The organism is Tepidibacter aestuarii, from assembly GCF_934924865.1.
Lineage (GTDB): Bacteria > Bacillota > Clostridia > Peptostreptococcales > Peptostreptococcaceae > Tepidibacter_A > Tepidibacter_A aestuarii.
In genome coordinates this window covers 2434607-2459640 of the sequence record NZ_OW235315.1, presented here as the reverse complement: position 1 = coordinate 2459640, position 25034 = coordinate 2434607, and the positions used below count along the sequence as shown (strand labels likewise).

The window sequence follows — 25034 nt, the reverse complement described above, 5'->3', positions numbered from 1 at the left end:
TTTAACACCTCTTTATTAAAGTAGATATTCCAAGACCTCCTGCGACTCCAAGACTTGCTATACCGAGCTTTTTATTAGTTATTTGGAGTGCTTTTATAAGGTGAAGCATTATTATAGCACCAGAGGCTCCGTAAGGATGTCCATATGCAAGGGCTCCTCCTAATATATTTAATTTGTTTTCAGGTATATTAAGTTCTCTCATACAAGCTATAGCTTTTACTGCAAAGGCTTCATTTATCTCGAATAAATCTATATCATCTATACTTAGATTTTCTTTTTTTAGTAAAGAGTTAATTGATGCTATTGGGCCAAGCGGTGATAAGTTGGGATCAACTCCTACATTAGATTCACTTATAAACTCTGCTATGGGATTTAAATTGTATTTATCTACAGCATTTTCGCTTGCAAGAAGTATTAAAGCAGCTCCATCGTGGGTAAGACATGAATTTCCCGCTGTTAAATTTCCACCTTCATATATAGGCTTTACCTTTTTTAAAAGTCTTTCATTTATAGTGTTTTTTATTCCTTGATCATAATCTATTGCTCTATCGTTTATATCAATAGGTGATATTATATCATTTAATAGATTATTATCTCTTGCATATAAAGCTCTTTTATGGCTTTTTAGGGCCCATTTATCCATTTCATCTTTAGAGATATTCTTTAGTGTAGAAACATTCTCTGCACCTTTAATCATATCAGGATCTCCTATTTCAAATGGAGAAAACTGAGCTCTTTTATAAAAAATATCTGAGTTTATATAGCGAGGGTCTTTTTTATTGTATTGTTTTTTTGGTTCTAAAGATGTACTTTCAACTCCTCCAACTATAATTAAATCCCTTTGGCCTGACATTACAAGAGAGGCACCTAGGTTAATAGCTTTAAGAGAAGATCCACATTGAAAGTCTATTGTAGTACCAACGCTTGAGTATGGAAATCCAGCTTTTAATAAAGACAATCTAGCTATATTTCCACCTGGACCTACGCAATTCCCTAATATTAATTCATGGATAGATTCTTTTTGTAAATTATATTTTTTTAAAATGTTATTTAAAAGCTGAGCAACAATATCCTCTGGAAGTATATTTTTAAAAGCCCCATTGGTTTTACCAATAGGGCTTCTAAGTCCTCCTATAATATATACCATTATACGGATGCCTTGTGATTAATAGCTTTAGATACTCTTTTGCCTATGGAAACTGCAATAAAGATTTTTAAAAGATCTCCTGGTATAAAAGGAATAGCACCAGCTATAACAGCTTTATATAAGCCCATTTGAGTAACATGATTAAGCCATAATCCACCTATAATATATATCACTATAATTCCGCCAAATATTGTTGCTAAAGTCATTTTAAGAGTAGTTGGATTTTTACCTTTTAAATAGCTTATTACTACTGCTCCTATTATAAAACCTATGATATATCCTCCGCTAGGACCAGCTATAATGTTAAATCCTGCTCTACCTCCAGAAAACACAGGTGCACCGGCTACACCTAAAAGAACGAATGTTAGCATACTCAAAAATGCTTGGATAGGATTTAATATACATCCTGCAAGCATAACTCCAAGAGTTTGACCAGTTATTGGAACTGGGCTAAATGGAAGCGGTATTGTTATATATCCAAGAACACTAGTAAGGGCTGCAAACAGAGATGCGTACACGATGTCATTGATCTTTAATTTATTATTCATAGTATACCTCCTTATAGAAAAAGTATTGCGTTTATATATCTACTTTTATAAAGTATAAATATAAATAAGTGTTTTGTCAACCTTTCCAAAAAAAAGTTTACAATGAGTAGGATAATAGAGTTTAAAGTTATATGGTTAAAAATCTATTTATAAATCATAATATAATATATATAGTAAAATTTTAGGACTATGATATAATGATATTTATATATATTTTTTAGGAGTGTGATGATTTTTGGATTCGAGTAGTTTGTGGCAATTTTTTATATTATTTGTATTATTAGGAATATCTTCGTTTTTTTCAGCTTCAGAGACTGCATTGATGTCTTTAAGTAAAATTAAAATAAGACATATGAAGGAAGAAAATGTTGAGGGAGCAGATGTTGTAAGTAAATTAATCGAAAATCCAAACAAATTATTAGGAGCAATACTTGTGGGCAACAATGTTGTCAATATTGGAGCTTCAGCAATTGCTACATCTTTGTTTATAGGTTTATTTAAGGAAAATGGAGCAGCTGTTGCAACTGCTTTTATGACTATATTAGTTCTTATATTCGGAGAGATAACGCCAAAGTCATTGGCAGCTCAAAATTCAGAGACTGTATCTTTGCAGGTTTCAAAGGTTATATCTATAGTTGTTATAGTATTGAGCCCTATAGTTTTTATATTCAACTACATATCCAAATTCATAATAAAGCTGTTTGGAGGAAATCCAGATGCACATCAACCTTTTATAACAGAGGAAGAACTTAGAACTATGGTTGATGTAAGTCATGAAGAAGGAGTCCTTGAGGTTGGAGAAAAAGAGATGATACAAAATGTTTTTGAATTTGGGGACTTACAGGCAAAGGATGCTATGATTCAAAGAACTGATGTTATAGCTGTTGATGTAGAAGATACTTATGAAGAACTAGTAGAGACATTTCAACATGGTCATTTTTCTAGAATGCCTATATATGAAGAGAGTATAGACGATATAATAGGTATTTTAAATGTCAAGGATTTAGCATTTGTAAATAAAGATAGGGATACATTTGATATAAGAAAATATATGAGAGATCCGTATTATACATTTGAGTTTAAGAAAATAACTGAATTATTTCAAGAAATGAGAGAAGAAAAAATACACATGGCTATAGTTTTAGATGAATACGGTGGAACAGCTGGTATTATAACTATAGAGGATTTGATAGAAGAAATAGTTGGAGATATAGAAGATGAATATGATGAAGAGGATGATGAAATAAAGATAATAAATGAAAATGAATATATTATAGATGGAAGTACAAGAATCAATATAGTTAATGAAACTATAGGAACGAACATAGAATCAGAAGAATTTGAATCAATAGGTGGAGTTTTAATAGGTGAACTAGGAAGACTTCCGGAAGAAGGTGAAGAGGTCCAATTTGATAATATAAAGATTATCGTTGAAAGTTTAGATAAAAATAGAATAAAGAATATAAGACTTTTTACGAAATAAATTGAAATGCCAAAGCAAATAGCTTTGGCATTTTTTTGTATAGACATAACTATAAAGGCAGATAATAATATTAAAGTAATTAATAAAAGGTGATGAATATGTTTGATAAATGTTTTATTCAAAATATTAAGAAATTATTCGTTTTTACACTTATATATACATTGGTGTTTATTATGTTTTCGCTGACAATATCGTACACATATCCATTTGTTTTAGCATTTGTAGTGGCAGTACTTATAAAACCTTGTACAGATTATTTATATGAAAAATTTCACTTAAAAAAAGGTATATCTGCCATATTGTTATCGTTGTTTATATTTATAATTATATTATTAGTTTGTGCGTTTATAATATTTAATGTGAAAATAGAGTCTAAAGATATACTCAACTCGATAGATGATTTCAATGAATTATATAATAATTTGGGAAATCAAATGAATAAGTTGAGTATATTTTATGAAAAGTTTGAGCCTGAGATAATAAAACAGATTCAAGGACAGATTTCTTCTAATATTCATAATATATCTGATGGTTTGTTAAATATTACAAACAAAAGTATCCAAATGATAATAGGGGTTCCTTTATTATTTGTAGTTGCATTCGTTGTATTATTTAGTTTGTATTTTTTTGATAAAGATATGGATAATATAAAAAATAAGTTTTTATCTTTTTTTTGTGATGATGGAAGAGAAAAGGCGTCTAATATGTTAGCTGAAATTAAACATATGATGTTTGGATATTTAAAGGCATACATAATATTGGTAGGAATAACTTTTATATGCACTTTAATAGGGTTTTGGATATTAAAAATAAGGTACTCGTTGATTATAAGCATTCTAGTTGCTATTTTAGATATTATACCTGTACTTGGAATTGGTTTTATATATATACCTATGTTTATATTTTATATTGTAAAAAAGCAATATTTTATAGCTATAGGTATAATAGCTTTATTTGCTATAATAACTATTATGATAGAGCTAATAGAGCCAAAAATTATATCAGATTCTGTTGGAATACATCCAATGACAGCTTTGGGTATAATATTTATTGGACTTACAGCATATGGTATACTTGGTATGGTTTATTTAATGTTTTATGTCATATTCTACAAAATATTTAAAAAGGTAAATATAATATAAAAAAAATTATATATATTATTTTATTATCAAAGAAACAATGGTAAAATAAAGAAAAGGATTTTAAGGAGGTTTTGATATGAGTAATGTTGTTGATAGATTTATAAAATATGTTAAGCAAGACACAAAGGCAGATCCAGGATCTAGTTCTTGTCCTAGTTCAAGTGTTCAAATGGATTTTGCAAAAAATTTAGTTAAAGAGTTAAAGGAAATTGGTTTAACAGACGTAAGTGTTGATGAAAATGGTTATATAATGGCAACTCTTGAGTCTAATACAGATAAAGAGGTAGAAACTATAGGATTTATATCTCATATGGATACAGCCCCAGATATGAGCGGAAAAAATGTAAATCCTAAAATAGTTGAAAACTACGATGGAAAAGATATTGTATTGAGTGAAGATGGAAACGTTGTATTATCTCCAAGTGATTCACCAGAAATTTTAAATTATGTAGGAAAGACACTTATAACTACAGATGGAACAACTCTTTTAGGTGCTGATGATAAGGCAGGTATAGCTGAAATACTTACAGCTATGGAATATTTAATAAATAATCCTGAAATAAAGCATGGTAAAATAAGAGTTGGATTTACACCTGATGAAGAAATAGGAAGAGGTGCTGATAAATTCGACGTTGAAAAGTTTGGGGCAAAATATGCTTATACTTTAGATGGAGGAGAAATAGGCGAATTAGAGTATGAAAACTTTAATGCAGCAGGAGCAGTTGTTACAGTAAATGGAAAGAATGTTCATCCAGGGTATGCTAAAAATAAGATGAAAAATGCTGTCTTAATAGCTATGGAGCTTAATGAAATACTTCCTAAAGAAGAAATACCATCAAAGACTGATGGATATGAGGGATTCTATCATTTAAATGATTTAAATGGAAGTGTTGAAGAAGTTAAGATGGAATACATAATAAGAGATTTTGATATGGACAGTTTTGAAAACAGAAAAAAAGTTATGGAAAGTGCAGTAAATAAAATTAATGAAAAATACGGAAAAAATACTGTTGTATTAGATATGAAGGATCAATATTATAACATGAAGGAAAAGGTAGAGCCTGTAAAGTATATAGTTGATATAGTTGAGGAAGCGATGAAGGAAACTGATATAACTCCAATTATAAAGCCTATAAGAGGAGGAACTGATGGTTCTAGACTTTCATTTGAAGGACTTCCAACACCTAATATATTTACTGGAGGACATAATTTCCACGGTAAATACGAGTATATACCTACATTTGCTATGGAAAAAGCGGTAGAGCTTATAGTTAAAATAGTTCAAAAATACGAATCTAAAAATTAATACTAATACTTAAAAGATAAATCCAATATAAAACTTTATATTGGATTTATTTTTTTGGGAAATTACAAAATATAAGAAAAAGTGATATAATAATATATAATTAATAAAGAAGGGAGCTTTTTAGAATGACCTATATTCAAAACATAATAAATACTAATGTAAGTCAACATTTAAATAATTTAGGAATATATTTGATTTATTATTATATAATCATAAATATATACGGATTTATAATGACTGGTTTAGATAAGAGAAAAGCTAGAAGAAGACAGTTTAGAACAAAAGAGCTTAGTTTTTTTGTGATTTCATTTTTAGGAGGAGCTTTAGGTGTTGTTATGGGAATGACAGTTTTTAGGCATAAAACACAAAAAAGTAAATTTTATATAGGCATTCCTTCTATATTTTTATTAAATTTAGCTGTTTCATTTTTAATATATAGATATTTGATTTAAAGGGGGTTATGTTATGCATGCTTTATTTTTAGTTTTGAATAAGGTAGATAAGCTGGATGATATAATGGATATACTTTATCATCTAGACTTAGGTGCTACCGTTATAGACAGTGAGGGGATGGGCAAGGTTCTTCTTGATCATGATGTAGAGGTTCCTGTATTTTCAGGTATAAAAAAATTAATAGAGGGTCATAAGCCATATAATAAAACTCTTGTTAGTGTAATAAGAGATGAAAAATTATTAAGAACAGCAGTTGATAAAATAAAAGAAGAATTAAACTATATAGAAAAGCCGGGAGTTGGATTTTTGTTCGTAGTTCCTGTTGTGGAATGCCATGGTTTTGGATTAAACCAAACAGACAATAAATAATTAAAATTGCATGGTTAAGCTATATAGATTTTGTACAAATAAAATAAACAAAGTCATGTGCTTAACCTCAAAACAAAGGGTATTAAAATTAGCTTAATATAATTTTAATACCCTTTATTTTATATATTCATCTCTTTTAAAACTTCGCCTGTTATTAAATTCATAAGCTTTATACAATTATCTTCTATTATAGCTATTGAATGAGTACCATCCTTAGGAAGTGATGTACTACCTGGATTAAGCACTATTAAATCACCATCTTTGTAAAGTTCTTTTACATGTGTGTGACCAGATATTAATATATCTGCGTTATATTCTTTAGCCATTTTTATTATATCTTCTTTTGATTTTCTGTACCCATGGCATATAAGCACATTTAAATCACCAAGCTTGCTAAATACAAAAGGTGTTTGAATTGGATGGTTTATAACCATTTGGTCCACATCAGAATCACAATTTCCACTTGCAAATATTAAATTGTTTAAAGAATTGATTTTAACTGCTAATTCTTTTGGATTATATCCTTCAGGAAGTGGGTTTCTAGGGCCGTGGTATAATACATCTCCTGCATGAAGTATATATTCACAATCGTTTAAATAAGATAAAGCCTTATCAAAATAAGTTAAGCTTCCATGAGTATCACTTATTATTCCTAATTTCATATATATTCCCTCCTATAAAAATTTTTCTGATACCTTATTCCAAAATTCATAATTTTTAAATCTAAGTAATTTTATTTTAATATCAGAAGATTTTATTATAATCTTAGTGGTCTCGCTATATTTATGTTCAACACCATCGTGTACTATCAAAACAGAATTTTCAAATCTATACTCTGGGGTTATGTCAACTACAGAATGCTGAGATAGTATAATACTAGATGTAAAAGACCTATAAGCATTAGTGTTGATAGGAGATAGAGGCGTTATTTGAATTAATTTCAAACTAGGGTCTACTATACTACCACCTGATGAATAATTGTATGCGGTAGAACCCGTTGGAGTTGATACTATTATGCCATCTCCGCTAAATTTTTCTATGAAATTATTGTTTACACTTAAATTTAAATGTATAGTCCTTGATAGATTATTTTTTATAACTATTTCATTTATGGCAAATGATTCAATACATCTATTCTTTGTATATATATAAGATTTTATAGGGTTTATTTCTTGTATGTAGTAATCATTTTTTATGTAAGAGTCTATAAAATCATCTATTTCACATGGGTGTATTTCTTGAAAAAAGCCTAGATGACCTGTATTTATACCTATAATAGGTATAGATGTAAAGTTATATTCGTGAACTGTTCTTAAAAAAGAACCGTCTCCACCTATGCATACTATTAGATCTACTTTTGAAGTTAGTTTATCTGTAACCTCAAACCCCTTGGATTCTAATTTTAATTTTAATGTTTTGGCAGTTTCCTGAGAGATGACAGATAAATTAGCCGTTATATTTATAATTTTTTTCATATAAATCTCCCTTTCGTTAACCCTAAACATATTATAACACAATTAGATTAATCTAATAACTTGCCTATTAAAAATATAAATAATATAATACTTTTATTGACTATTATATTAGGAGGGAATAATTTGCTAGATAAGAAAAAACAAAGATACAATCTTATATCATATCAAGTACAAGATAAAGAACTTACATTAAAAAAGATTTTGTTAGATAAATTGAATATGTCTGTTAGATTCATAAATAAAATGAAAAAAGATAGAAATATATTAGTTAACTCAAAATATCAAACTCTTTCTCATGAAACTAAAGTAGGTGATTTAATAGAAGTCAGAATAGATGAGGAAAGTAATCATTTTGAACCTCAAGATTTAAATACACATGTATTGTACGAAGACTTTGATATTATGATGATAGATAAGCCTCCATATATGGTTGTTCATCCGACAAAGAGTCATCCAGATCAAACTATTGCAAATGGGATTATGTTTTATTTAAAGGATAAGAATGAGAGTCCTAGAATAAGATTTGTAAATAGATTAGATATGAACACATCTGGACTATTAATAGTTGCAAAAAATGCATATGCACATCACTTATTATCTCAAGATATGAAGGAAAATAAGGTTACTAAAAAGTATATAGCAATAGTAAAAGGTATAATAGAAAAAGACTTCGGAACAATAGATCAGCCTATATATAGAGAAACAGAAGATTCTATAAAAAGAGTAGTAGATGAAAGAGGCCAGAAATCAGTATCTCATTTTAAAGTTATAGAAAGATTAGAAGATGCTACAATAGTAGAGGTGTTACTTGAAACTGGAAGAACTCATCAAATAAGAGTTCACTTAAGTCATTTAGGCCATGGAATAATAGGGGATGAGCTTTATGGATATGTTGATGAAAGTTTAATAAAGAGACAAGCCCTTCATGCTTATGAATTAGAGTTTAATCAGCCTAGAACTAAAGAAGAGCTTGATTTTAAGGCAGATCTTCCAGATGATATGAAAGAATTAATAGAAAAGCTAAAGGGGGAAAAATAATGATAATACACAAGTTTATAATACATGTACTAGATAAAAATTCTGATATGCCAGTTTTAAATGACTTTGAAGGAATAATGACAAAAGAAATAGAAGACCTTTTACAAAAACACACTAAAAAGGTATTAAGGGATGATGATTTAAAAAAGGCTACATTTAATGAAAGTGAGAATGTATTAAAAGACTTATGTGAAAAAATAATATATGACAACAATACATTTGTGGATAATTCAAAGGAAATTGCCCAACATATATTCGATAAGATGAAGGCAGATGCATCTGTAGAATCATGTGATTTGGCTATATGCCTATATTCTATAAAAGAGGATACTTATGTCGAAATACTTCCTCTTGAATACAAAAAATCATATACGCACTCTATAGAGGTGGTAGAAGAGAGATTAAAAATAAACTTAGTTCCGCATGAAGTTGGACTTTTAAGTTCTTCTCAGAAGATAAAAACTGCTGCAATAGTAGGATTAAGTGGAGTTAATGATGAATATCATTTAGAAATTTTAGATAAAAAAGCAGCTAAATCAGCTTATAAGGACGAGAGCTTTTTTGTAAAAAAATTATTTGATTGTAGCGTTGTATTTGACGATAAAGATAAAACTAAAATATTCAGAGATTCAACTGAAAAGTGGATAGCAAATAGTTTTTATGATGATATAGATACAGCTAGAGTTATGAGAGAAAACTTACTGTATACATTGAAAGAAAAAGAAGCAGTTGATATAGAAGAATTTATAGAAAAAACAGTAGAAGATGACGATTTGAAATATGGATTTAAAGAGCAGATGTTTGAAGATGGTATAGAAGAAAGTAATTTTACAATAGATAAAAAATGGGTTGAGAAGAAGCTTAAAAAGAAGAGTATAAAGACTGACACTGGATTTGAAATAAAGGGGAGTATGGATGAGTTTGAGGATGCTCTTAAGTATCAGATGAAAAAGAATCCCGACGGAAGTGTTGATATAGTTATAAAGAATGTAAAGTTTTATGAGGAAAAATAAGAGGGGAATCCCTCTTATTTTTTTACAATGAATTTAATATTTTTATCCAGTTATAAAACAATAAATTAGAATGACTTCTCCATTTCACAATAGGCTTATTATTTGGATTATCATTTAAAAAATAGTTTTTAGGAATTTGTATATCTATATTTCTATCAATATCTCTTTTATACTCATTATATAAAGTATAAGAGTCATACTCAGAATGACCAGTTACGAATATATTTTTTAAATCCTTAGATTTTACTATATATATACCAGCTTCATCTGATTCAGATAATATTTCAAGATCATCTAAACCTAAAAGATCATCTTTTTTTATATAGGAGTACCTTGAATGAGGAGCAAAAAATTCATCATCGAATCCATTGAGTAACTTTGAATAAGGCTTATTCGACTTATGAGGAAAAACACCAAAAACCTTTTTTGATAGATTGTATTTTTTTATTCCATAATGATGGTAAAGTCCTGCTTGAGCTCCCCAACATATATGAAAAGTAGATTTTATATTTTTAGATGAATAATCCATTATATCTTTAAGTTCATTCCAATAGATAACATTTTCGAATTCTAAATGCTCAACTGGAGCTCCAGTTATAATCATACCATCAAAAAATTCATCTTTTATTTCATCAAAAGTTTTATAAAATGTGTCTAAATGCTCTTTAGAAGTATTTTTAGATGTATATGTTTTGGTTGTTAAAAATGTTATTTCTATATAGTGATTATTAAATCCAAGAACACGAAGAAGCTGAATTTCAGTTTCTGATTTTGTAGGCATTAAATTTAAAATCAGTACTTTTAGCGGTTTTATATTTTTATTAAAACTAGATTTATCTATTAAAGATATACCTTCACAAGTTAGAACTTCGTATAGAGAATTGTTTTGAGGTATTAAAAGAGGCATCTTATATCCCTCCCTTAATTATTTAAAATCATTAAAGAACGTAATGTAGTAACTTCTTCTAATTGTAGTAACTTATCTGATATTTCATTTATATATTTTTCATGTTCAGATTTAACCACTGCAAGAATTTGATTAGTTCTTTTATTAATTTCTAAATCTATATTTTTGAAAAATTCAGTTAATTCATTCAATACTGTATGTGAATTTTTATAGTTGATTTTTATATACCAATCACATTGTTCGTTAGAATCACTTTTAATAAAAGCTTTTTCGTAATTAAACAAAAAAGAATTTTCTTTTTTTTGTATAGAGTCCATTATATCTGAGTATACTGCGGTAGCTGTTGCGAGTTTTCCAGCACCTTTTCCAGTGAATGTAAGTTTTCCAACGCTATCACCTTCTACTATTATAGAGTTGTATTCATTATTTATTTTTGCAAACTCAGAATTGTTAGTCACTATAACAGGTCTAACACTTGCATAAACTTTACCTTCTTCAAAGGTACTTATACCTAAAAGTTTAATAACGCCTCCTAATTTATTTGCTTTTTTTATATCGGTTTCGGTTATATCATGAATTCCTTCAACTTTAAAACTTTCCCAGCAAACTTTTTTCTTATAAGCTATTGTAGAAAGGATTGAAAGCTTTCTTGCACTGTCGTATCCTTTGATATCGGAGGATGGGTCAGATTCTGCAAATCCAAGTTTTTGAGCTGTTTTTAAAGCATTATTGTAAGAGGTTTTTTCTTTATCCATTTTTGTTAAAATGAAATTTGTAGTTCCATTTAATATACCTTTTATACTTTTGATTTCATTACTTACTAAGTAATTTTTAATATTTTTAATTATCGGAATTCCTCCACCAACACTTGCTTCAAAATAAAGTTTTACATTGTTTTCATAAGCAATCTCTAAAAGTTCTTCTCCATACTTTGAAATCAAATCTTTATTTGCAGTAATAACGTGTTTTTTATTATTCAAAGATTTTTTTATATATTCATAAGCAGGGTGTATTCCACCTATCAGTTCTACAACTATATCTATATCTTCAGCAAAAACATCTTCAATTTTATCTGTTATAATACTGTGATTTTTATCATTTTTATGTTTATCTATATCTCTAACCAAAATTTTTGATAGTTTTATATTATTATTATTCTTATTAATAAGCTCACAAACCCCAGAGCCTACAACTCCATTTCCTAAAATCGCTACTGAAACCATTTATATCACCTCGAATTATATATTGTTTAAAGCACTATTAAAATCTTTTATTATATCATCAATACTTTCAATTCCAACTGAGACTCTAATTAAATCAGTTGTAACTCCTGCGTTTAATTGATCTTTCTCACTTAGTTGACGATGAGTTGTACTAGCAGGGTGAAGTACACTAGTTCTGGTGTCTGCCACATGAACTACTAGGGAAGTAAGTTGTAAATTTTTAATAAAAGATTTAGCATTATCAATTCCACCTTGAATACCGAAGGTTAGAATACCGCTTGCGCCTTTTTTTAGATATTTTTGTGCATTATCATAAGTTTTGCTATTTTTAAGATAGGGGTAGTTAACCCATTTTACATTTCTATGTTTTTCTAAAAAATTAGCTAACTTTAATGCATTTTCACTATGTCTTTGCATTCTAAGGTGAAGTGTTTCAACTCCAAAATTGAATAGAAAAGAGTTAAAAGGACTTAGACAATTTCCTAAATCTCTAAGAAGTTGAACTCTAAGCTTGGTTATATAAGCTAGATCTTTAAACTTTTCTACATAACTAATTCCGTTATACGTTGGGTCTGGGGATACTAATTCATCAAATTTGCCACTAGTCCAATCGAAATTTCCTCCATCTACAATTACTCCTCCAATACTTGAAGCATGACCATCTATATATTTAGTAGCTGAATGAATTACTATATTAGCGCCAAGTTCAAGAGGTTTTAGAAGATATGGAGTAATTAGAGTATTGTCTACAATAAAGGGAACTTTTATTGTTTTGGCTATTTGTGAAAACTTATCAAAATCTAAAATATTAAGTCCAGGATTTCCAATGCTTTCACCAAAAACTAATTTAGTGTTTTCTTTTGCATATTCTAGTATTTTTTCTTTAGGCAAATTTGGATCTACAAACGTAACATCTATTCCAAATTTTTTAAGCGTTGAAGAAATAAGAGTAAAGGTTCCTCCGTATAAAGTAGATGAAGCTAAAATATGATCTCCATTTGTACATATATTTAAAATGGCTAAAGCTGTAGCACTTTGACCAGACGATACAGCGACTGCACCAACACCACCTTCTAAAAGAGCTATTTTTTTCTCAAATGAAGCAACTGTTGGATTACTTATTCTAGAATACATATGACCTTCTTCTTTTAAATCAAATAAAGCTGCAACATGATCGGAATCTTCATATTTGTATGTTGTACTTTGTATTATAGGCAATATTCTAGGTTCTCCTGGTTTTGGGTTGTATCCTCCATGTATGCATAGTGTTTCAAAATTTAATTTTCTTTCTTTCATATCTAATCCTCCTTTTAAAATTTGAATTTTAAAATGAGAAGAATAAAAAAACAACCATTTCTATAGTCTTTGAGAAATGGTTGTTAGATTACAATAGTTATGTATAACTATTTTATTCCCTCATCTCTCAGTAATATTACTGCAGGAATTAGCACATTTCTAGTAGATACTAGCTGTTGCTGGGCTTCATAGGGCCTGATCCCTCCGCCACTCTTGATAAGAGTTACTTAAAAATATTTAATTTTTTTAATTTAAAATCAATTTTAATGGAAATTTTCTCCGATGTCAATATAAAAAATAAATTTTTTAAAAATATTTATTATTAAATCACTTTGAAAAAAGACTGTTAACAATATTTTGTCGGCAGTCTGAAATAGTGCTCATTTTAATAAACTTTATTTTCAAATTCAAAAAAAATAAGAGGAAAATTCCTCTTATCCTTTTTATTTATTAGCTTCGATATATGTACATATATCTCCTATATTTTTGAAATTTTCAGCTTGCTCATCTGGAATTTCAATATCAAATTCATCTTCAAGAGCCATCATTATTTCAACAGCATCAAGTGAATCAGCTTCTAAGTCATTAACTAAAGAAGTTGTTGGTGTTATAGAAGCTATATCATCTACACCTAATTGATCTGCTATTATCTCTTTTACTTTTTCAAACATATTTGTTACCTCCTAAAACGTAATAAAGTAATATTTTTAATAGTAGTTTATTACATGTTTGAAAATTTTTCAATATAAATTTTTTATTTTAAGTTAAATAACTGTAATAACTTGTACAAATATGAATATAAATATAATGAAAGCAATACTAAGGAGGAAATTTATGAGAAAATTTACAGCTATATTTATATTGTACGTACTGTTTTTTTGTATGAACTTGAGTATCTATCAGAACAAATTAATAAATGACGTCAAAAATATAAATCCGTATATAAGAGAAACTAATTTTATAGTTGAAGATTTTAATGACAATCATATTAATCAAGACAATATAAATGATTACATAAGACGGATAGATAATTTAAAAAGTGGTTTATCGAGCATTGAAAATAATAAATCCGTTGAAACATATATTGACTATAAAATGGTTTCATTAGAAAAATTAAAAACAGCTATAAACAATAGATTCAATAATAAAGAAAAACTAAAACAAAATATAGATGACTACAACACATACAATAGAATGTCACAAGATGAAATACAAAAAAAATTAAAAAAAACGCTTATAAGAGTAACAAAATTAGATGAAACCTCATAACATAAATGAGAAGGAAATAACCTTTTAATATTAATTTATGGGAGGTAATAGAATGAGTGAAAATAGTGGATTATTTAGAGGTGGATTTGGAAACATATTTGGCGGCTGTGACGACGATAATGGGTTTATATGGATACTGTTATTATTAGTACTATTTTGCTGTTGTGATTTTGATTGTTTCGGCGGATGTGGAGATGACAACAACTTCTTATTTATAATACTAATACTTATCGTATTATTCTGTTGCTGTGATGGTGGATTCTGCTAAAAAGCTAGTTTTTAACTAGCTTTTTTTCTTTTTTGATAAATAAGAACAAAATTTTTATACATATATATTAACCAAATTAACTCAATTTACATAGTATGTATGAGAAGGTATAACCTTCAAATAAGCAAGGAGGTTAGATTATGGGCTGTTTTAAAGATTTTGATGGTTGGTGGATTATAGCTTTATTTTTCTTATTCGTATTATTCCAAGACTGTATAGATGATCTTGACATATGTGATTGGATCCCATTCTTAATATTAGTATTAATACTTTGTTCTTGCAACGAATTTGATTGTGATTAACAAATTATAGGTCAAATTAATTTTAGATTATAAGGAGGTTAGGTTATGGGTTGCTTTAAAGATTTTGATGGTTGGTGGATTATAGCTTTATTTTTCTTATTTATATTATTCCAAGACTGTATGGATGATCTTGACATCTGTGATTGGATCCCATTCTTAATATTGATATTAATATTATGTGCAGGTGACGAATTTAAGTGCTGTTAACAAATTATAAGTCAAATTCATAGTATATATCAAGAAGGTAAAACCTTCAAGTTAATTTTAGATTATAAGGAGGTCGTATTATGGGTTGTTTAAGAGACTTTGATGGTTGGTGGATTATAGCTTTATTCTTCTTATTTGTATTATTCCAAGATACAATTAGTGACGTAGATATATGTGACTGGATTCCATTCTTAATACTAGTGATGATACTTTGTGCTTGTGACGAATTTGATTGCTGCTAATATTAAAACCAACAAATTAATAACAAATCAATAACTAAAATCATAGTATATATCAAGAAGGAAATTCCTTCAAAATTATAAGGAGGTCAGATTATGGGTTGTTTTAATGACTTTGATGGATGGTGGATTATAGCTTTATTTTTCTTATTCTTAATATTCCAAGATTGTTTAGATGATCTTGATATATGTGATTGGATCCCATTCTTAATATTAATATTAATACTTTGTTCTTGTAACGAGTTTGATTGTCATTAATATTAAAAATAAAAACAAAGAGTTAGATGAAAATCTAGCTCTTTGTTTTTTATATAGATAAGTGATATAATTAACATTTAATAAATATAGAGAATATAAACTTTAAATAAGGAAAAAATTTAAAGTATGAGAGGAAGTGATACAATGATTACTATAAAAGATGTAGCTAAAAAAGCAGGTGTTTCTATATCAACAGTGTCAAGAGTAATCAACAATTCAAAACCTGTAAGCAATGAGATAAGACAAAGAGTATTAAAAATAATAGAAGAGACTGGATATACTCCAAATCCATTAGCTAGAAGCTTAGTAACTAAGAAAAGCCAGCTAATAGGAGTAATAGTTCCTGATATATCTGATTTTTTTATGGGAGAACTGCTTAATGGAATAGAAGAAGTAGGTAAGATATACGATTACGATATTATTTTATGTAACAGCTATGGAGAACCTGATGAAGAATTAAAATATATTAATCTTTTAAAATCAAAGCAAGTGGCAGGTATAATATTTGTATCATGGAAGATGCATCAAAACCATGTAGATGTAATAGAAAAAGCAAATATACCAGCAGTATACATAAGCAAGAATGCAAGTGAATTTGATGTTTATTCTGTAAGTATTGATAATTTTAAAGCATCTTATGACATGACAAAATACTTAATAGAGAATGGAAATAAAAAAATAGCATTTATGAAGTCATCTGCACAAGACAACATAATGGATTCAGATAGATATAGAGGATATAAAAATGCACTAGATGAAGCAAATATCGAAATTGATGAAACTCTTGTAAAAGAAGGAGATGACACTAGTGAATCTGGGTATTATCTTATGAGTGAGATTCTTGAGTCAAAGAATATACCAGATGCGGTATTTGCATCTCGTGATGAAATCGCAGTAGGCGTTATAAACTGTATATTAGATGCTGGATATAAGGTACCAGAGGATATATCTGTATCAGGTTATAATAACATCAAATTAGCATCTTTATACAGACCAGCTCTTACTACTATTAAGCAGCCTATATATGATATGGGAGCTGTATCTATTAGAATGATAGTTAAAATGATAAATAATGAAGGACTAGAAGAGAAAAAAATACTTCTTCCTTATAGTCTTATAGAAAGACAGAGTGTACTTAAAAAGTAGGTTATGTAACCTACTTTTTTTGTGCACTTTTTCTAAGTTATCCATTGATACTCTAAAGGGGGATTTCATAAGTATATTTGCTCTGAACAGGCTGCTTAATGTCGAATGAAAAGCTAAAATAAAATATATCACTGTGCTCAGATAAAGTGATATAGCGGTGTGTAGGGTTTTACATAAAATGTAAAAAAATAAATGTTTTACAAAATATATCATAAAAGATAAAGGGAAAACGATTATGAATATAGAATAAATTATAAACAAAACGAATTTTTAGACAATTCCAAAGGGGGGGTATAGTTTTGAATAAGGTATACATAAATGGGAAGAGTTTAACTATTGAAGATGTTGTTAATGTAGCTAGAAATGGATATAAGGTAGAGCTTACTAAAGAATCACAGGAAAAAGTTATAAAAGCTAGAAATATAGTTGATAAGTTTGTTGATGAGGAAAAGATAGTTTATGGTATAACTACCGGATTTGGTAAATTTTCAGATGTTGTTATAACTAAAGAAGAAACGAAGACATTACAAAGAAATCTGATAATAAGTCATTCTTGTGGAGTAGGAGAATGCTTTGATGAGGATGTTTCAAGAGGTATAATGCTTCTTAGAATAAACAATTTAGCTAAAGGAAATTCTGGTGTAAGAATAGACACTTTAAATACTCTTATAAAAATGCTAAATGAGGGTGTTCATCCATTAATACCACAAAAGGGATCTCTTGGTGCATCAGGAGATTTAGCACCACTTTCTCATATGGTTTTAGTTATGATTGGTGAAGGTGAAGCTGTTTACAATGGTGAAAAAATGAGTGGTATAGATGCTTTAAAGAAAGCTGATATAGAATCTGTAGAGCTTACATCAAAAGAAGGTCTTGCGCTTATAAATGGAACTCAGGTAATGACTGCTGTGGGAGCATTAACTGTATATGATGCAGTTAATTTATTAAAGACTGCAGATGTGGCAGCAGCGCTTACTATGGAAGCTCTTAATGGAATAGTTACAGCTTATGATAAAAAGGTGCATGAAGTTAGAGGACATCAAGGTCAAATAAATGCAGCTAAAAACATTTTAAATATACTAGATAATAGTAATATGACTACGACTCAAGGTGAAATTAGAGTTCAAGATGCGTATACATTAAGATGTACTCCTCAGATTCATGGAGCTAGTAAGGATGCTATTGATTATATAAAGAAAAAGGTAGAGATTGAAATAAATGCTGCAACTGATAATCCTCTTATATTCCCAGATGTAGAGGAGGTTATATCAGGAGGAAACTTCCATGGACAGCCTATGGCTTTAAGTTTTGACTTTTTAGCTATAGCTTTAGCTGAGATTGCAAACGTATCAGAGAGAAGACTTGAAAGACTTGTAAATCCTACATTAGGAGGACTTCCTGCATTTTTAACTAAAAAAGGAGGATTGAATTCGGGATTTATGATAGTTCAATATTCTGCGGCTGCACTTGTTTCTGAAAATAAGGTACTAGCACATCCAGCGAGTGTTGACTCTATACCATCATCAGCTAATCAAGAGGATCATGTATCTATGGGTACTATAGCCGCTAGAAAGGCTAGAGAAATAATGGAAAATGTAAGAAAGGTACTTGCTATGGAAATGTTAGGAGCTACTCAGGGAATAGATCTTAATGGAAATAAGGGGCTTGGCGCTGGAACTAGTATAGCGTATGAACTTATAAGAGAAAAAACTAAGACTATAGAAGAAGACATAATAATGTATAAAGAAATAAACAAATGTGAAGATTTAATAATTTCAAATATAATAGTTGATAAAATAGAAGAAAAGATAGGAAAACTTAATTAAGAGTATTAAAAAAAATGATAAATGGTATAGTTTAAAAACTATACCATTTATCATATGAACAACGTAAATTTTCTAAAATACAATTAATAAAAAGAGGGTTGTAGTTATGGATATTATAAATATAAAATTTTTTAATAATCATAGTGTATCTAAAAATAATGAAATTATTTGTTTTCCTTACAAAAAAACGGAGGCACTCTTTTATTATTTAGTAATAAACAAAGAAGCTAGCCGAGATGAACTTGTCAATCTTTTATGGGAAGATTCAAAGGAATGTACTGCAAAGAAGAACCTCAGAAATGCAATGTATCAAATAAGAAAGGTATTTGATATGGATATAATAATATCTCCTAAAAAAAGTACTGTTAGCATAAATTCCCAGATACATATAAAAACAGATTTAAATAATTTTTTAAATAAAGAAGATGTATATTTTGAAAATGGAAAATGTGAATTTTTAAAAGGACTTATATTAAAAAATAATGAAAATTTCAATTGGTGGATAAATAATGAACGACAAAAATACAAGGATATGAATATAGATAAATTATACAATAAAACAAAATCATTAATGAAAAAAAGAAAGTACGAAGACGCTTTAGTATGTGCAAAGGCATTTATGAATGAGGATGAATTTGATGAAAGAGCATATAGAGCTTTGATGAATATATATTATGAACAGGGGTCTTTTTATAAGGCAATAAACTTATATTATAAGTTAGAAAAAATGTTAGATTCAGAGCTTGGAATAAAGCCAGATGATAACACCTACAAGTTGTATGAAAAGATATTAAACGAAAAAAATATAAGCCAAATAGAATTAAAAAAACAAAGCTTATTTTATTATAGAGATGAAGAAGTAAAATATATACTTGATAATCACAATAAATTTATAAAAGGAAAAGATTCAAAACCAATACTTATAACAGGCGAATTTGGAATAGGAAAAACAAAGCTTAAAAATGAGATTATAAATAATATTAACAAAAAAGATTGTTACATAGTGGATATAACTTGTTATGAAGGGGAAAGAGATAGTTTATTAAAGCCGTGGAATGATATATTAATAAATTTAAGTAAGATAATAGAAGATCAAAAAATATATATACCGAAATCTTGGAAAAAAAATATAGATACTATATTTCCTGTGTTCGATATAAACTATGACAATTATGAGAAATTAGATATGTTAAAGCTTGAATCAATAAAAAATACTATCGTTAATATAGTTGAAAAGGTATCTGTACATAAAAAAATTGTTATATTAGTAGATGATATACATTGGATGGATAAAACAAGCATAAACTTATTAGAAAGCTTGCTTATAAGGCAAGATAATGTGAGTTTGATAGCAACTGTTCGAGCTTCTTGTGAATATAACATAGATAGATTTAAGAACTTTATGTTTAAAAATGAAAAGCTGATAAATACAAGACTTAAAAGGTTTGATCAAAAACAGGTATATGAGATATGTAAATCAAAAATTTCTAAATATAAATTTAATAAAAAAATAGCGGATAAAATATATAAAGAAAGTGAAGGCAATATCTTTTTTATAAATGAAATTATTGATAACATAGACAATCAAAATAAAGGTGAAATATCGGATAAATCTATCCAAATGATAAAGAGTGTTTTAGTTGACTTATCATTTGAATCAATTAAAATACTCGATATAGCATCTATATTTTTAGAAGGTTTTAATACAAATATATTAAAGCTTATAACTGGAAAACCAGAAATAGAATTAATAGATTTCTTAGATGAATTAGAAAGAAAAAATATTATTAAAGAAGATGTATACAGTGGTAAGAATAAGTACGTATTCACCCATAATAAACTCAGAAAATATATATTCAACAAGCAGAGTAATACTAAAAAGAGAATTATTTATGAAAAGATAGAATATATATTTAATAAGAATTCAGACAATATTAAGCATGATATATTATTTTCTAAGCTTAAAGGATTTAATTGTAATATAAAGCCTATAAAAGAAAATAATGTAGTTTTAAAAAATTAGAGTGTATTTAAGGGGGATATATGGCTAGACGTTCTAAGAATAATTATGGAGATGTAAATGCTTATCTAGATGAAATTTTAAAAAATACTAATGATTATAGAGGCAAAATTAAAGTATCTACAGGATTTGATAATATAGATAAATTGATAGGTGGAGGGATAAGTAGTCAGCTTTATGTTATAGGAGCTATGCCTAGGTTTGGAAAGACGGATTTTTTAAATCAAGTAGGGGATAGTATATGTAGGCAAGGGCATGATGTTCTGTTTTTCTCATATCAAATGAACCAAAAAGAACTTATAGATAGAAGTTTATGTAGAAAACTATTTTTATTAAATCCTAGAAGGTATAAAAAAATTGATTCATTTAATTTAGCTTATAATGAGATAGATAGAGAATCCTTACAAATAGTAGTAGATAAATATAAAGAAGAAGTATCTCAAAGAATAAACATTGTTGAATGTGATTCTAAATTTTCGATAAAGCAGATAAAAGAAAAAATAGAGAATCATATAAAAACAAAAAAAACTAAGCCTATTGTAATAATAGACTATATACAAGCAATTAAATATTTAGATGCTAAAATTACTGATAAAGAAAAAAATGACTATAATTTAAGTCAATTAAGAGATATGGTAAAAAAACTAGATATATCTATAATATGCATATCATCTCAAAGTAGAGATTCATATTTTAAACAGGCAAGCTACGATAGTTTCAAGGATACATACGACATAGAAGATATAGCAGATGTAGCTGGATATTTGCAGTATAAGAATATATCTGAACAGTTTAAAAGTGGAACTGATATTGAAAAAATAAGAAAGTTTCATGAACTTAAGAATCAGTATCCTAGAAAGGTTGAGTTTGTGCTTCTAAAAAATAGAAGTGGACTAGACTATAAAACAGAAAATATATACTACTATTATAAGAATAATTATTTTTGTAGTGAAAGAATAAAAGAGAGCATGTAGTTTTACATGCTCTTAATATTTAGTCGTCGTGATCGTCATCGTCATCATCGTCATCAAAGCAAAAATCTAATTTTTTCTTATCACATTGACATTCTTTTTCGTCTAAATAACATAAAACATTAAGACGAGCCTCTCCTGTTACTTCGATTTTAATTTCATACTCTACTTCTATAGAAATAGTAGGGCATCCAGACTTATTTATAATCATTGCTCCTAGTGATACTGGCTTTTTGGAAAGCTTAGGCAGTATTCTTTTACTGTAATAATCCACACCTTCAATCACTGGGATAGATAAGTCTTGTGAAAATTGTTCATAGCTTTTCACTACATTTGTACTGTCGTTTTCTTCATACCAAACGTGAACTTCAAATTCTCCTGTAACATTTACTACCATAAAATCATTAGATATATCAACGATTTTACTATCTTCAATATGAGCATTTCTAATAGCTGAACCTAAAATTTGAGTAGGTAGTACAATATCATCAACATCTAAAGTTATAGTATTTTGACATAATTGCGTCTTTTTACCGCAAACTGTATTAGTGATAATAGTTGTTATGCGCTTTTCTTTCTTATACTTATTATCCATAATACCCCCTCCTTCTCTATACTTATATATATTATTCCAGTTCGAATAAAAGTGTGATATTAAAATTAATATTTTTTTGAACTTAGACTTAAATAAATGCATATAAGTATAGTAAATACTTAATTTGAGGGGGTTGATATTTTGAAAGCACTTGTAACAGGATGTGCAGGTTTTATAGGATCTACTTTAAGTGAAAGACTATTAGAGGAAGGATTTGAGGTTGTAGGGATAGATTCTTTTACTGATTATTATTCTAGAGATATAAAAGAATTTAATTTAAAAAACTTAATTTCAAATCACAGATTTACTTTGATAAGTGAAAATTTAGTAACCTGTGATTTGAGAAAGTATTTAGATGTGGATTACGTATTCCATCAGGCTGGTCAGCCTGGAGTAAGGGGAAGTTGGGGATATGATTTCGAAGAGTATATATACAATAATATATCTGCAACTCAAAAACTTTTAGAAATATCTAAAAATTTTGATATAAAAAAGATAATATATGCTTCATCGTCTTCAGTATACGGAAACACAGATGCTATTCCTATGAAGGAAACGCAAATAACAAAGCCGTATTCTCCGTATGGAGTTACTAAGCTTGCAGCAGAAAACTTATGTGATCTTTATAGCAAAAACTATGGATTACCAGTTATATCTCTTAGATATTTCACAGTTTATGGACCAAGACAAAGACCGGAGATGGCTATAAGTACATTTATAAAAAATATATTATATGACAAGGAAATATATATATATGGAGATGGTAAGCAGGGAAGGGACTTCACATATATAGATGATATAGTAGAAGCTAATATAAAAGCTGCGTATTCAGATATCAAATCAGATATATTTAATGTTGGAAGTCAAAATCCAATAAAACTTATAGATGTAGTAAAAATAATAGAATATATTATAGGTAAAAAAGCTAATATAAATTATTTGGATTTTGAAAAGGGAGATGTAAAGGATACGTACTCTGATATAAGTAAGATAAAGAAGTATTTAGGATATGAATGCAAGTTTGATATAGAAAAAGGGATATATGAGCAAATAAAATATATTAAAAATTTAAATTTATAGTAACACAATTTGATACATTGAATATAATATAGAGAGCAATAAATTAAAAGCTAATAAAATTTAATTTAAAGGGGGATTTATAAAATGAAATATCAAGAAAAATATATAGGAAGTAAAGAAGATTTATATGTATTCTTAAAGGATAATTATTCAAAATTAATGAGAGAAATACTTGAAATAGAAGGCGAAAAAGTAGTACTTCCTGATGATAAAGAATTAGTATATAAGGTAAAGTATGAGAATGATGAATTAGAAGGATCTTATTCTGTTAAAATAAGTTGGGCAAACCAAGAAGAATTTGAAGAAGAAGAAGAAGAAATTGAATTTTAAAAATTAAGTTTAAGTCTATAAAGGGGGGCGAGAGCCCCCATTAATTTTATATTTAAAGAAATTCATGAGACTGAAGGAGGAAAGGATATGCCAAGTAAAGGTGAAGATATAACTCCTGTTCTTAAGGAATATGATATTAATGTTAAAGGTATTAAATTAGAATCATATAAAGGGAAAAAAGGTGTTTGGTGGATTAATACTGATAAGGGATATAAGATACTTAAAAAGCAATCTTTTTCAGATAAGACACTAGATTTTATTATAGATGCAATTAACCATTTAAATAGTAATGGAGTTTATATACCTAATATAATAAAAACTAGATTAGGAGATGATTATGTTATAAAGGATGGAGTATGCTTTGTATTAAGTGAAGCAATTGATGGATCTACTCTTAATTATTCAAGTGATGAAAATGTTAGAAGAATAATACATGAACTTGCAAGATTTCATAAGGCATCTAGGGGATTTAATCCAAGAGAGGATTATAAGGTTAGAACTCACCTTGGACTTTGGACAGAAAAGTATGAAAAAGAAATGCACAAACTAGAGAAATATTATAATGTGGAGCTTAATAAAAATGAACATTCTGAGTTTGGAAAGATTATATTAAAGGAATATCCTCATTTTTATAAAAGAATAAATAGTGCTATAGATGGTTTTTATAAGAAATCCTATATTGATTGGGTAAAAGAGGTAGAAGAAATAGGAGGTCTTTGCCATCAAGATTTTACAGCTGGAAACTGTATATTAGAGAATACTGGAAGATTATATATACTAGATACTGATTCTTTGACTATTGATATACCTCTTAGAGATATTAGAAAGATATTAAATAAGATAATGAAGAGACAAAATGATGGGTGGGATTATGAACTAACAAAGAATATATTAAAATGGTACAATGAGCAAAATCCTTTAAAAGATTATCAATGGGATGTTTTAAAGCCTACATTGACATATCCTCATTTATTCGTAGGAATAATGAGCAAGTATTATGAGAGAAGAGAAAAGACTTGGACAGAGCAAAAATACGTCAAGAGGTTAAAAGAAATGATATCTATTGAAAAATCCGTAGAACCTATCATAAATAATTTTGAAGATATTATTCCGGTATAAGGGA

The 25034-nt window shown here is 28.2% G+C and carries 29 protein-coding genes and 1 riboswitch; of the genes, 20 read left to right on the top strand and 9 right to left on the bottom strand.

What is annotated here, in order from left to right:
* Position 1: 1 nt before the first annotated feature.
* Together M2214_RS12235 and M2214_RS12230 are read right to left on the bottom strand one after the other, a co-directional pair.
* On the bottom strand, positions 2–1147 hold the full coding sequence (locus M2214_RS12235; protein ID WP_248478722.1) for a thiolase family protein: 1146 nt from the start codon (positions 1145–1147) through the stop codon (positions 2–4).
* Positions 1147–1695 carry a biotin transporter BioY gene (locus tag M2214_RS12230; protein WP_248478713.1) on the bottom strand — a complete coding sequence of 183 codons (549 nt, stop codon included), beginning with the start codon at positions 1693–1695 and terminating at the stop codon, positions 1147–1149. The genes M2214_RS12235 and M2214_RS12230 overlap by 1 nt, the downstream gene beginning before the upstream one ends.
* A 250-nt stretch (positions 1696–1945) precedes the next feature.
* Between M2214_RS12230 and M2214_RS12225 the strand changes: the two genes are divergently transcribed.
* The 5 genes from M2214_RS12225 to M2214_RS12205 all read left to right on the top strand — a co-directional run bounded on the left by M2214_RS12225 (position 1946) and on the right by M2214_RS12205 (position 6448).
* Positions 1946–3178 (top strand): HlyC/CorC family transporter, encoded by a 1233-nt coding sequence (locus M2214_RS12225; protein WP_330651496.1) that lies wholly within the window; start codon positions 1946–1948, stop codon positions 3176–3178.
* A 98-nt stretch (positions 3179–3276) separates the two neighbouring features.
* On the top strand, positions 3277–4320 hold the full coding sequence (gene ytvI, locus M2214_RS12220; RefSeq protein WP_248478702.1) for a sporulation integral membrane protein YtvI: 1044 nt from the start codon (positions 3277–3279) through the stop codon (positions 4318–4320).
* Between the two features lie 76 nt (positions 4321–4396).
* A complete protein-coding gene (gene pepT / locus M2214_RS12215; RefSeq protein WP_248478681.1) occupies positions 4397–5626 on the top strand; it encodes a peptidase T in 1230 nt (409 codons plus the stop codon).
* Between the two features lie 125 nt (positions 5627–5751).
* Positions 5752–6078 carry a DUF1294 domain-containing protein gene (locus M2214_RS12210; protein ID WP_248478679.1) on the top strand — a complete coding sequence of 109 codons (327 nt, stop codon included), beginning with the start codon at positions 5752–5754 and terminating at the stop codon, positions 6076–6078.
* A 13-nt stretch (positions 6079–6091) separates the two neighbouring features.
* Positions 6092–6448: a hypothetical protein gene (locus M2214_RS12205; RefSeq protein WP_248478677.1), complete on the top strand. Its 357-nt coding sequence runs from the start codon at positions 6092–6094 to the stop codon at positions 6446–6448.
* Between the two features lie 119 nt (positions 6449–6567).
* Here the strand turns inward: M2214_RS12205 and yfcE are convergent, their stop codons facing one another.
* Positions 6568–7110, bottom strand: a complete 543-nt coding sequence (yfcE, locus tag M2214_RS12200) for a phosphodiesterase (protein WP_248478675.1) — start codon at positions 7108–7110, stop codon at positions 6568–6570.
* A gap of 12 nt (positions 7111–7122) precedes the next feature.
* Positions 7123–7923, bottom strand: coding sequence for an NAD(+)/NADH kinase (locus M2214_RS12195; protein WP_248478665.1), 801 nt, complete (start codon positions 7921–7923; stop codon positions 7123–7125).
* A 123-nt stretch (positions 7924–8046) separates the two neighbouring features.
* Between M2214_RS12195 and M2214_RS12190 the strand changes: the two genes are divergently transcribed.
* On the top strand, positions 8047–8961 hold the full coding sequence (locus M2214_RS12190; protein ID WP_248478663.1) for an RluA family pseudouridine synthase: 915 nt from the start codon (positions 8047–8049) through the stop codon (positions 8959–8961).
* Positions 8961–9974, top strand: a complete 1014-nt coding sequence (locus M2214_RS12185) for a nucleoid-associated protein (protein ID WP_248478654.1) — start codon at positions 8961–8963, stop codon at positions 9972–9974. The genes M2214_RS12190 and M2214_RS12185 overlap by 1 nt, the downstream gene beginning before the upstream one ends.
* A 22-nt stretch (positions 9975–9996) precedes the next feature.
* Here M2214_RS12185 and M2214_RS12180 read toward each other — a convergent pair whose 3' ends face one another.
* The 4 genes from M2214_RS12180 to acpP all read right to left on the bottom strand — a co-directional run bounded on the left by M2214_RS12180 (position 9997) and on the right by acpP (position 14071).
* A complete protein-coding gene (locus M2214_RS12180; RefSeq protein WP_248478651.1) occupies positions 9997–10881 on the bottom strand; it encodes a homoserine O-succinyltransferase in 885 nt (294 codons plus the stop codon).
* Positions 10882–10895: 14 nt separating this feature from the next.
* Complete coding sequence (locus tag M2214_RS12175; protein WP_248478649.1) at positions 10896–12104, bottom strand: homoserine dehydrogenase; 1209 nt, start codon at positions 12102–12104, stop codon at positions 10896–10898.
* 15 nt (positions 12105–12119) lie between these two features.
* Positions 12120–13400, bottom strand: a complete 1281-nt coding sequence (locus tag M2214_RS12170) for an O-acetylhomoserine aminocarboxypropyltransferase/cysteine synthase family protein (protein ID WP_248478640.1) — start codon at positions 13398–13400, stop codon at positions 12120–12122.
* Positions 13401–13517: 117 nt separating this feature from the next.
* A riboswitch (SAM riboswitch) is annotated at positions 13518–13623 on the bottom strand.
* 220 nt (positions 13624–13843) lie between these two features.
* A complete protein-coding gene (acpP, locus tag M2214_RS12165; protein ID WP_248478638.1) occupies positions 13844–14071 on the bottom strand; it encodes an acyl carrier protein in 228 nt (75 codons plus the stop codon).
* Between the two features lie 163 nt (positions 14072–14234).
* Here acpP and M2214_RS12160 point away from each other — a divergent pair, with 163 nt between their 5' ends.
* From M2214_RS12160 to M2214_RS12115, 10 genes are all read left to right on the top strand, one after another.
* A complete protein-coding gene (locus tag M2214_RS12160; protein WP_248478630.1) occupies positions 14235–14669 on the top strand; it encodes a hypothetical protein in 435 nt (144 codons plus the stop codon).
* A 52-nt stretch (positions 14670–14721) separates the two neighbouring features.
* Entirely contained in the window at positions 14722–14937 is a 216-nt protein-coding gene (locus M2214_RS12155; protein WP_248478628.1) for a hypothetical protein, read from the top strand.
* Positions 14938–15077: 140 nt separating this feature from the next.
* Entirely contained in the window at positions 15078–15239 is a 162-nt protein-coding gene (locus M2214_RS12150; protein ID WP_248478626.1) for a hypothetical protein, read from the top strand.
* Positions 15240–15284: 45 nt separating this feature from the next.
* Entirely contained in the window at positions 15285–15446 is a 162-nt protein-coding gene (locus M2214_RS12145) for a hypothetical protein (RefSeq protein WP_248478624.1), read from the top strand.
* 80 nt (positions 15447–15526) lie between these two features.
* Positions 15527–15688 (top strand): hypothetical protein, encoded by a 162-nt coding sequence (locus tag M2214_RS12140; protein ID WP_248478622.1) that lies wholly within the window; start codon positions 15527–15529, stop codon positions 15686–15688.
* A 93-nt stretch (positions 15689–15781) separates the two neighbouring features.
* Complete coding sequence (locus M2214_RS12135) at positions 15782–15943, top strand: hypothetical protein (protein WP_248478620.1); 162 nt, start codon at positions 15782–15784, stop codon at positions 15941–15943.
* A gap of 144 nt (positions 15944–16087) precedes the next feature.
* Positions 16088–17089, top strand: a complete 1002-nt coding sequence (locus M2214_RS12130; RefSeq protein WP_305879799.1) for a LacI family DNA-binding transcriptional regulator — start codon at positions 16088–16090, stop codon at positions 17087–17089.
* A 299-nt stretch (positions 17090–17388) separates the two neighbouring features.
* Complete coding sequence (gene hutH, locus M2214_RS12125; protein ID WP_248478616.1) at positions 17389–18915, top strand: histidine ammonia-lyase; 1527 nt, start codon at positions 17389–17391, stop codon at positions 18913–18915.
* 106 nt (positions 18916–19021) lie between these two features.
* Complete coding sequence (locus M2214_RS12120; RefSeq protein WP_248478608.1) at positions 19022–20938, top strand: AAA family ATPase; 1917 nt, start codon at positions 19022–19024, stop codon at positions 20936–20938.
* Between the two features lie 20 nt (positions 20939–20958).
* Positions 20959–21909, top strand: coding sequence for a DnaB helicase C-terminal domain-containing protein (locus M2214_RS12115; RefSeq protein WP_248478606.1), 951 nt, complete (start codon positions 20959–20961; stop codon positions 21907–21909).
* A gap of 19 nt (positions 21910–21928) precedes the next feature.
* Here M2214_RS12115 and cotE read toward each other — a convergent pair whose 3' ends face one another.
* Positions 21929–22603: an outer spore coat protein CotE gene (cotE, locus tag M2214_RS12110; protein ID WP_248478604.1), complete on the bottom strand. Its 675-nt coding sequence runs from the start codon at positions 22601–22603 to the stop codon at positions 21929–21931.
* 39 nt (positions 22604–22642) lie between these two features.
* Between cotE and M2214_RS12105 the strand changes: the two genes are divergently transcribed.
* The 3 genes from M2214_RS12105 to M2214_RS12095 all read left to right on the top strand — a co-directional run bounded on the left by M2214_RS12105 (position 22643) and on the right by M2214_RS12095 (position 25030).
* The gene (locus M2214_RS12105) at positions 22643–23581 is read left to right on the top strand and encodes an NAD-dependent epimerase/dehydratase family protein (RefSeq protein WP_248478602.1); all 939 of its coding nucleotides are present in this window, start codon (positions 22643–22645) and stop codon (positions 23579–23581) included.
* A gap of 84 nt (positions 23582–23665) precedes the next feature.
* Positions 23666–23911 (top strand): transcription initiation factor IIE, encoded by a 246-nt coding sequence (locus tag M2214_RS12100; protein ID WP_248478600.1) that lies wholly within the window; start codon positions 23666–23668, stop codon positions 23909–23911.
* Between the two features lie 87 nt (positions 23912–23998).
* Positions 23999–25030, top strand: a complete 1032-nt coding sequence (locus M2214_RS12095) for a CotS family spore coat protein (protein WP_248478598.1) — start codon at positions 23999–24001, stop codon at positions 25028–25030.
* The last annotated feature ends 4 nt before the right edge of the window (positions 25031–25034 follow it).

Excerpts from the sequence above, each read along its gene's own strand:
- M2214_RS12235 (WP_248478722.1), bottom strand. The coding sequence starts at position 1,147 with ATGGTATATATTATAGGAGGACTTAGAAGCCCTATTGGTAAAACCAAT.
- M2214_RS12230 (WP_248478713.1), bottom strand. The coding sequence starts at position 1,695 with ATGAATAATAAATTAAAGATCAATGACATCGTGTACGCATCTCTGTTT.
- ytvI (WP_248478702.1), top strand. The coding sequence starts at position 3,277 with ATGTTTGATAAATGTTTTATTCAAAATATTAAGAAATTATTCGTTTTT.
- pepT (WP_248478681.1), top strand. The coding sequence starts at position 4,397 with ATGAGTAATGTTGTTGATAGATTTATAAAATATGTTAAGCAAGACACA.
- M2214_RS12210 (WP_248478679.1), top strand. The coding sequence starts at position 5,752 with ATGACCTATATTCAAAACATAATAAATACTAATGTAAGTCAACATTTA.
- M2214_RS12205 (WP_248478677.1), top strand. The coding sequence starts at position 6,092 with ATGCATGCTTTATTTTTAGTTTTGAATAAGGTAGATAAGCTGGATGAT.
- yfcE (WP_248478675.1), bottom strand. The coding sequence starts at position 7,110 with ATGAAATTAGGAATAATAAGTGATACTCATGGAAGCTTAACTTATTTT.
- M2214_RS12195 (WP_248478665.1), bottom strand. The coding sequence starts at position 7,923 with ATGAAAAAAATTATAAATATAACGGCTAATTTATCTGTCATCTCTCAG.
- M2214_RS12185 (WP_248478654.1), top strand. The coding sequence starts at position 8,961 with ATGATAATACACAAGTTTATAATACATGTACTAGATAAAAATTCTGAT.
- M2214_RS12180 (WP_248478651.1), bottom strand. The coding sequence starts at position 10,881 with ATGCCTCTTTTAATACCTCAAAACAATTCTCTATACGAAGTTCTAACT.
- M2214_RS12175 (WP_248478649.1), bottom strand. The coding sequence starts at position 12,104 with ATGGTTTCAGTAGCGATTTTAGGAAATGGAGTTGTAGGCTCTGGGGTT.
- M2214_RS12170 (WP_248478640.1), bottom strand. The coding sequence starts at position 13,400 with ATGAAAGAAAGAAAATTAAATTTTGAAACACTATGCATACATGGAGGA.
- acpP (WP_248478638.1), bottom strand. The coding sequence starts at position 14,071 with ATGTTTGAAAAAGTAAAAGAGATAATAGCAGATCAATTAGGTGTAGAT.
- M2214_RS12160 (WP_248478630.1), top strand. The coding sequence starts at position 14,235 with ATGAGAAAATTTACAGCTATATTTATATTGTACGTACTGTTTTTTTGT.
- M2214_RS12155 (WP_248478628.1), top strand. The coding sequence starts at position 14,722 with ATGAGTGAAAATAGTGGATTATTTAGAGGTGGATTTGGAAACATATTT.
- M2214_RS12150 (WP_248478626.1), top strand. The coding sequence starts at position 15,078 with ATGGGCTGTTTTAAAGATTTTGATGGTTGGTGGATTATAGCTTTATTT.
- M2214_RS12145 (WP_248478624.1), top strand. The coding sequence starts at position 15,285 with ATGGGTTGCTTTAAAGATTTTGATGGTTGGTGGATTATAGCTTTATTT.
- M2214_RS12140 (WP_248478622.1), top strand. The coding sequence starts at position 15,527 with ATGGGTTGTTTAAGAGACTTTGATGGTTGGTGGATTATAGCTTTATTC.
- M2214_RS12135 (WP_248478620.1), top strand. The coding sequence starts at position 15,782 with ATGGGTTGTTTTAATGACTTTGATGGATGGTGGATTATAGCTTTATTT.
- M2214_RS12130 (WP_305879799.1), top strand. The coding sequence starts at position 16,088 with ATGATTACTATAAAAGATGTAGCTAAAAAAGCAGGTGTTTCTATATCA.
- M2214_RS12120 (WP_248478608.1), top strand. The coding sequence starts at position 19,022 with ATGGATATTATAAATATAAAATTTTTTAATAATCATAGTGTATCTAAA.
- M2214_RS12115 (WP_248478606.1), top strand. The coding sequence starts at position 20,959 with ATGGCTAGACGTTCTAAGAATAATTATGGAGATGTAAATGCTTATCTA.
- cotE (WP_248478604.1), bottom strand. The coding sequence starts at position 22,603 with ATGCATTTATTTAAGTCTAAGTTCAAAAAAATATTAATTTTAATATCA.
- M2214_RS12100 (WP_248478600.1), top strand. The coding sequence starts at position 23,666 with ATGAAATATCAAGAAAAATATATAGGAAGTAAAGAAGATTTATATGTA.
- M2214_RS12095 (WP_248478598.1), top strand. The coding sequence starts at position 23,999 with ATGCCAAGTAAAGGTGAAGATATAACTCCTGTTCTTAAGGAATATGAT.